The organism is Thiobacillus sp. (assembly GCF_024708915.1).
In genome coordinates this window covers 1-5,868 of record NZ_JANJXQ010000204.1, presented here as the reverse complement: position 1 = coordinate 5,868, position 5,868 = coordinate 1, and the positions used below count along the sequence as shown (strand labels likewise).

Here is a 5,868-nt window from a genome sequence, read left to right as displayed (position 1 = left end):
CAAATCCAACGCGACGATCGCCGCCGCTTTCGTGTCGGGTCCGGATTACAAAGGCACGCTGGGCGCCAAATCGCACGCCAGACTGGGGATTCCCGATTACGAATCGCTGATGGGCAGCATGGCGCGCAGCGAGATCAATAGCCGCGGACTGGCCAAAAGCGACTTTGCCGAAATCAAATTCCATCGTATGGCCGAGGCCCCGCTGTATGGGCTGAAGCTTGGCCGCTATGACCTGGCGGTCGCCTCCGCCGAGGAAGCCAAAACCTGGACTGCGGCCAACGGCGGGCGCATCGTTTTCACCGGCGCATCGGTGCCGCTGCGCGCGCTGACCGTACAGCCTGAAACCGTATCTGCAGGCGCCCAGCAAAAGCTGACCGCCACCCTGCAGAAAGGCAACAGCCTCAATCTCGCGCTCTCCACCGCCACCCGGGCCGATTTCAAAAGCGTCGCCTCGATGCTGAATACCACGCCCACCAGCCTGCCCGGCGCCAAGATCATCAGCGCCGCCGAGGCCCGGGCGCTGATTGCCAAAGGAACGCCGGTTTACGACGTGCGGGTGAAAGAAGAATACGAAACCGCCCATGTTCCCGGCGCCATTTCCGTTCCTTACAATGAAGGCAGCGCCAAGGAAGTCGGTTTCGACCCGGCGGACGACCAGTTCGCACTGAACAGGCTGCCGAAGGACAAGAATACCCCCCTCATGATGTATTGCGACGGCACCATCTGCTGGAAGAGCTACAAATCCGCCGTCATGGCAATCCAGGCCGGCTGGAAAAACGTCTACTGGTTCCGCGGCGGCTTCCCGGAGTGGAAGGAAGCGGGGCTGGCGGTTGAATCAAAGAAAAACTAGCTTTCCCTGAACATGGAAACCGGCCACTGCGTTCGGCGGTGACGCGGCGGATCCGGCTTCGTCCCTGACTTCCCGCTACCGGCCGAACACCCGCGCCGCCAGCTTGCGCAGTTCGCCGAACCAGAGCACCACGCTGGCCATCGCCACGCAGACCAGCCATTGCTCTGGCGCCAGCGGCACCGTGCCGAAAGCCAGGTTCAGGAAGCCGACATGGACGACGGCCACCTGCAGCACGACCGACAGCGCGATCGCGCCCCAAAGCCACGGGTTGACGAACAGGTGGCGGAACGCGCTGACCGATTCGGAGCGGGCGTTGAAGCAGTTGAACAGCTGCGCGAAGACCAGCGTCGTGAATGCGGCGGTGCGCGCATTGGCCAGTTCGTGCGTGCCTTCGATCAGTCCCCCCGGCAGGTACATGTCGAGCGTCAGCAGCGTAACCAGCGCCATCACCGCGCCGATCTCCAGCACTCCGGCCCACATCCGACCGTCGATGACCAGTTCCTGCGGCGGGCGCGGCTTGCGCGCCATGACATCCTCGGTCTCGGGATCGACGCCCATGGCGAGCGCGGGGCCGGAGTCGGTGATCAGGTTGATCCACAGGATCTGCGTGGCCAGTAGCGGCAGCACCACGGCACCGCCGGAATCCGGCGCGCCGAGGCCGATCACGCCGGCCAGCACGACGCCGAGAAACACGGTCAGCACTTCGCCCATGTTCGACGACAACAGGTAACGCAGGAACTTCCGGATGTTGTCGAAGATGGCGCGTCCCTCGCGTACGGCGTGCACGATCGTCGCGAAGTTGTCGTCGGCGAGGATCATCCGGGCAGCTTCCTTGGTGACCTCGGTGCCGGTGACGCCCATCGCCACGCCGATGTCGGCCGACTTCAATGCCGGCGCGTCGTTGACGCCGTCGCCGGTCATCGCGACGACGTTGCCGTCGGCCTGCAGCGCGTCGACGATGCGCAGCTTGTGAGCCGGTGCCACGCGGGCGAACACCGAGGTGCTGCGCACCGCTTCGGCAAAGCCCGCATCGTCGAGCCTGTCGATCTCGGCCCCGGTCAGCACAGCCGCGCCGGCTTCGACGATGCCAAGATCGGCGGCAATCCGCGCTGCCGTGCGCGGGTGATCGCCGGTGATCATGATCACGCGAATGCCGGCGCGGTGCGCTTCGCCAATGGCCTGTGCCGCTTCCTCGCGCGGCGGGTCGATGATGCCGACGGTGCCGGCGAAGACGAGGTCGCGTTCGATCTGCATGGGGTCTTGTGGATCGGTGTCCTCGTCGCTGCGCAGCGGGCGGTAGGCGACCGCCAGCGTGCGCAGCGCGGCGTCGGTGAGCGCGTCGACATCGGCCAGGAGGCGCTGGCGCAGTCCGTCGTCGAGCGCCACCACGTGCATACCGATGCGCGCGTGCGTGCAGCGTTCGAGCAGCACGTCGGGGGCGCCTTTGGCGATCAGCACGCGTTCGTCGCCGTTCTCATGGTCCACTTCGATGGTGGACATCATCTTGCGCTCGGAGGTGAACGGAATCTCGCCGACACGCTCGAACCGCCGTTCGCGCCGCTCGTGCACGCCGAGCTTGCGTTCGGCGACGAGAAACGCCGCCTCGGTCGGATCGCCCTGGATCGCCCAGCCGCCGTCGGCCGTCTGCTGCAACTGGGCGTTGCCGGCCAGGCTGCCGCCGCTCAGCACGAGGATCGCCTCGGCGCGGTGCGCTTCGTCCTGCAGCGCTACGCCGTCGACCTCGACGCTGCCCTGCGGCACGTAGCCGACACCGGTGATACGGGCGGCGCCCGAAGCGGTCATCAGCCGCTCGATCGTCATCTCCGAGCGCGTCAGGGTGCCGGTCTTGTCCGTACAGATGACCGAGGCCGATCCCAGCGTTTCGACCGACGACAGATTCTTGACGATCGCGTTGCGCTGCGACATCCGCTGCACGCCGAGCGCAAGCACCATCGACAGGATCGCCGGCAGCCCCTCGGGCACCGCGGCCACGGCTAGCGAGACGCCGAGCAGCAGCACGTTTATGATGTCGGCAGCGCTGCGCACCTCGAAGATCAGGAACACCGTTGCTACGACGATCAGGGCGATAACGACGACGCCGATGCCGAGCAGGCGTCCGATCCTGGCGATTTCTTTCTGCAGTGGCGTCGACTCTTCTTCAGTGGCGTCGAGCATCTCGGCAATCGCACCCATCTGGCTGGCCATGCCAGTTGCGGTGACCACAGCGCGGCCGCTGCCCTGCGCAACGGCCGTGCCCTTGAACACCATGTTGAGCCGGTCGCCGAGCGCCGTCGGACCGGGCAGGGTCGCGGCGTCCTTCAGCACGGCTTCGCTCTCGCCGGTCAGCGAGGCTTCCTGTACGCGCAGCGATGCCGCCTGAATCAGCCGCGCATCGGCGCCGACGGCGTCACCTTCAGCAAGCACGAGCAGATCGCCACGCGCCAGTTGCGCGCTCGGAATCCGCTGCAGCTGGCCGTCGCGCAGCACCGCCGATGTCACTGCGGTCATTCGCGCCAGCGCGGCCACGGCGTTGCGCGCCTTGGCTTCCTGCACGTAGCCGAGCAGGCCGTTCAGCACCACGATGAGCCCGATCACGATCGCGTCGACCGGCCAGCCGATGCGGCCGTCGATCAGCCAAGCGACCAGCGAGATGGCGATTGCCGCCAACAGCAGGTAAATCAACGGGTCCTGGAAATGAGCCAGGATGCGCCGCCAGCGCGGGATCGGCGCTGCCGCGCGCAGCGCGTTCGGCCCATCCTGGGCGAGGCGGCGGGCCGCTTCGCTGGTGCTCAGCCCGTTCTCGGGGTCGGTCCCCAGGATCCGGGCGACTTCGTCGGCATCCTGTGTGGACGGATCGCCGGTTGCGGGCGGTGGGCTGACATCGCGGGCTGACGTGCTGGCCTGGGTCGATTGTGGTCTCATGCTGGCCTCATGACGAATGAATCTATGTCGGCGCCCGGGGGTGTTTTCATTGGGATATTGGCTATCTTGTTAGTGGGTACGCATCGCTAATCCTAGCCCGCTCGCGCTGACCGCGCAGGGCATATGCGGAAAATTTTCGGGGTGTCGAATATGCCTGTTTTTCCGAAGCCGGAATTCGCGTTCGATTACGCCGTTGCCGATGAGGTAGGCCGTCTTCGGAAGCACAAGAAAACGCGCCAGATTCCAAAACGGCAGACGGGAAAACTCCTCGCCGCCACATGGAACATCGCCAATCTCGGCGCCCAGCATCGGCGCGACCCGGATCTCTCCCTCATCGCTGAAGTGATTGGCTGGTTCGACATCGTTGCGGTTCAGGAGTGTCGGGAGAACTTCGGTGACCTGTTCGATGTCCACGCGAAGCTTCCCAAGTCATTCAGGGTGCTCATGTCCGATGCGTCAGGAAACAATGAGCGGATGGCGTTCCTTTACGACAGCAGGAAGCTGGGCCTGCTGGAGGAGGTGGGTGAAATCGCTTTCCCGCCGTCGCGCTTCAAGTCGATCAAGCTCCCCGCAGTCGAAGCCCAGTTCAACGGCTTCGACCGTACGCCGTATCTTGCGGCGTTCTCGGTTGGCAGGACATCCATGATGTTCGTGAATGTTCACCTGTACTACGGGGACGAAAAGCCCGCATCGATTGCTCGCCGGTCACTGGAGACATTTGCCGTAGCCAAATGGGCGGACTTGCGAAACAAGAGTCCTTACTCGTTCACCCGCGAACTGGTCGCCATGGGGGATTTCAACATGCCCAAATGCGCGCCAGGCGATCCGATCTACACAGCCCTGACCAAACTCGGCCTCGATCTTCCCGCGCACTCGACGCAAATCGGTTCAAGCATCAGCAGCGACGCGAATTATGACCAGATAGCCTTCCTGCCCGAGACGACGAAGAATCACTTCACTGGCCACAAGGGCGTGTTCGACTTTGATGCCGTGCTCTTTCCGGCGCTATGGAAAGACGGCTCGAACGCGAAGAACTTCAAAACCTACCTGCGTTACTACATCTCTGATCACCGGCCGATGTGGGTGGAGTTGTCCTTCTAGACCGCGCGTATCACCTTCACAATCAAACATCCAGGTTGCGCACTCCCAGCGCATTCGTCTCGATGAAGTTACGGCGCGGCTCGACCTCGTCGCCCATCAGGGTGGTGAAGATCTGGTCGGCCGAGATCGCGTCCTCGATCTGCACTTTCATCAGCCGGCGCACCTTGGGGTCCATGGTGGTTTCCCACAACTGGGCGGGGTTCATTTCGCCGAGCCCCTTGTAGCGCTGGATGCTCATGCCGCGTTTGACTTCGGCGAGGAACCAGTCCATCGCCTCGCGGAAGCTCTGCACCGGGATTTCCTTCTCGCCGCGCTTGGCACGGGCGCCGAGGCCGATGAGGTCGCGCAGCAGGTCGCCGACCTTGACCAGCTGATTGTAGTCGCCGGATTCGAGCAGATCCGCTTCGAGGAAGCTGACGTGCGCGTTGCCGTGGGCATGGCGGGTGATGCGCAGGCGATGGCTGTCGGACTCGCTGATGTATTCGGCGGCCACTTCGAATTTCTGCGCATCCAGCGCCGCGCCGAGGCTGGCTTCGCTCTGCATCGCAGCAGCGCTGTCGGCCAGGCTCAAGCGCGGGATACGCATCAGGGCCTGCAGCACATCGTCCGGCAGCAGGCGGCTCAGGCGTTCGCTCACTGCTTCAGCCAGGAAATACTCGCGCGCCAGCGTTTCCAGTGCCTCGCCGGCGATCGGCATGGCGCCGTCCATCGGCGTCAGTTCGGCGTCTTTCATCGCTTCGCCCATCAGGTGTTCCTTGAGCGCGTGCTCGTCCTTGATGTAACGCTCTGAGCGGCCATGCTTGACCTTGTACAGCGGCGGCTGGGCGATGTAGATGTGGCCGCGCTCGACCAGTTCCGGCATCTGGCGGTAGAAAAAAGTCAGCAGCAGGGTGCGGATGTGCGCGCCGTCGACGTCGGCATCGGTCATGATGATGATGCGGTGGTAGCGCAGCTTGTCCGGGTTGTAATCCTCCTTGCCGATGCTGGTGCCGAGC

The 5,868-nt window shown here is 64.1% G+C and carries 4 protein-coding genes; 2 read left to right on the top strand and 2 right to left on the bottom strand.

Features of this window, described 5'->3' with window-relative positions; genetic code table 11:
* Nucleotides 1–850: rhodanese-like domain-containing protein (locus Q0L94_RS13890; RefSeq protein ID WP_296754181.1), on the top strand; the 850-nt coding region annotated here is incomplete at its 5' end.
* 75 nt (nucleotides 851–925) lie between these two features.
* Here Q0L94_RS13890 and Q0L94_RS13885 read toward each other — a convergent pair.
* Complete coding sequence (locus Q0L94_RS13885) at nucleotides 926–3,772, bottom strand: cation-translocating P-type ATPase (RefSeq protein WP_296754179.1); 2,847 nt, start codon at nucleotides 3,770–3,772, stop codon at nucleotides 926–928.
* A gap of 123 nt (nucleotides 3,773–3,895) precedes the next feature.
* Between Q0L94_RS13885 and Q0L94_RS13880 the strand changes: the two genes are divergently transcribed.
* Nucleotides 3,896–4,873 (top strand): endonuclease/exonuclease/phosphatase family protein, encoded by a 978-nt coding sequence (locus tag Q0L94_RS13880; RefSeq protein ID WP_296754177.1) that lies wholly within the window; start codon nucleotides 3,896–3,898, stop codon nucleotides 4,871–4,873.
* A 22-nt stretch (nucleotides 4,874–4,895) separates the two neighbouring features.
* Here the strand turns inward: Q0L94_RS13880 and Q0L94_RS13875 are convergent.
* A partial coding sequence (locus tag Q0L94_RS13875; protein ID WP_296754174.1) for a toprim domain-containing protein occupies nucleotides 4,896–5,868 on the bottom strand: 973 nt, incomplete at its 5' end.

Excerpts from the sequence above, each read along its gene's own strand:
- Q0L94_RS13885 (WP_296754179.1), bottom strand. The coding sequence starts at position 3,772 with ATGAGACCACAATCGACCCAGGCCAGCACGTCAGCCCGCGATGTCAGC.
- Q0L94_RS13880 (WP_296754177.1), top strand. The coding sequence starts at position 3,896 with ATGCGGAAAATTTTCGGGGTGTCGAATATGCCTGTTTTTCCGAAGCCG.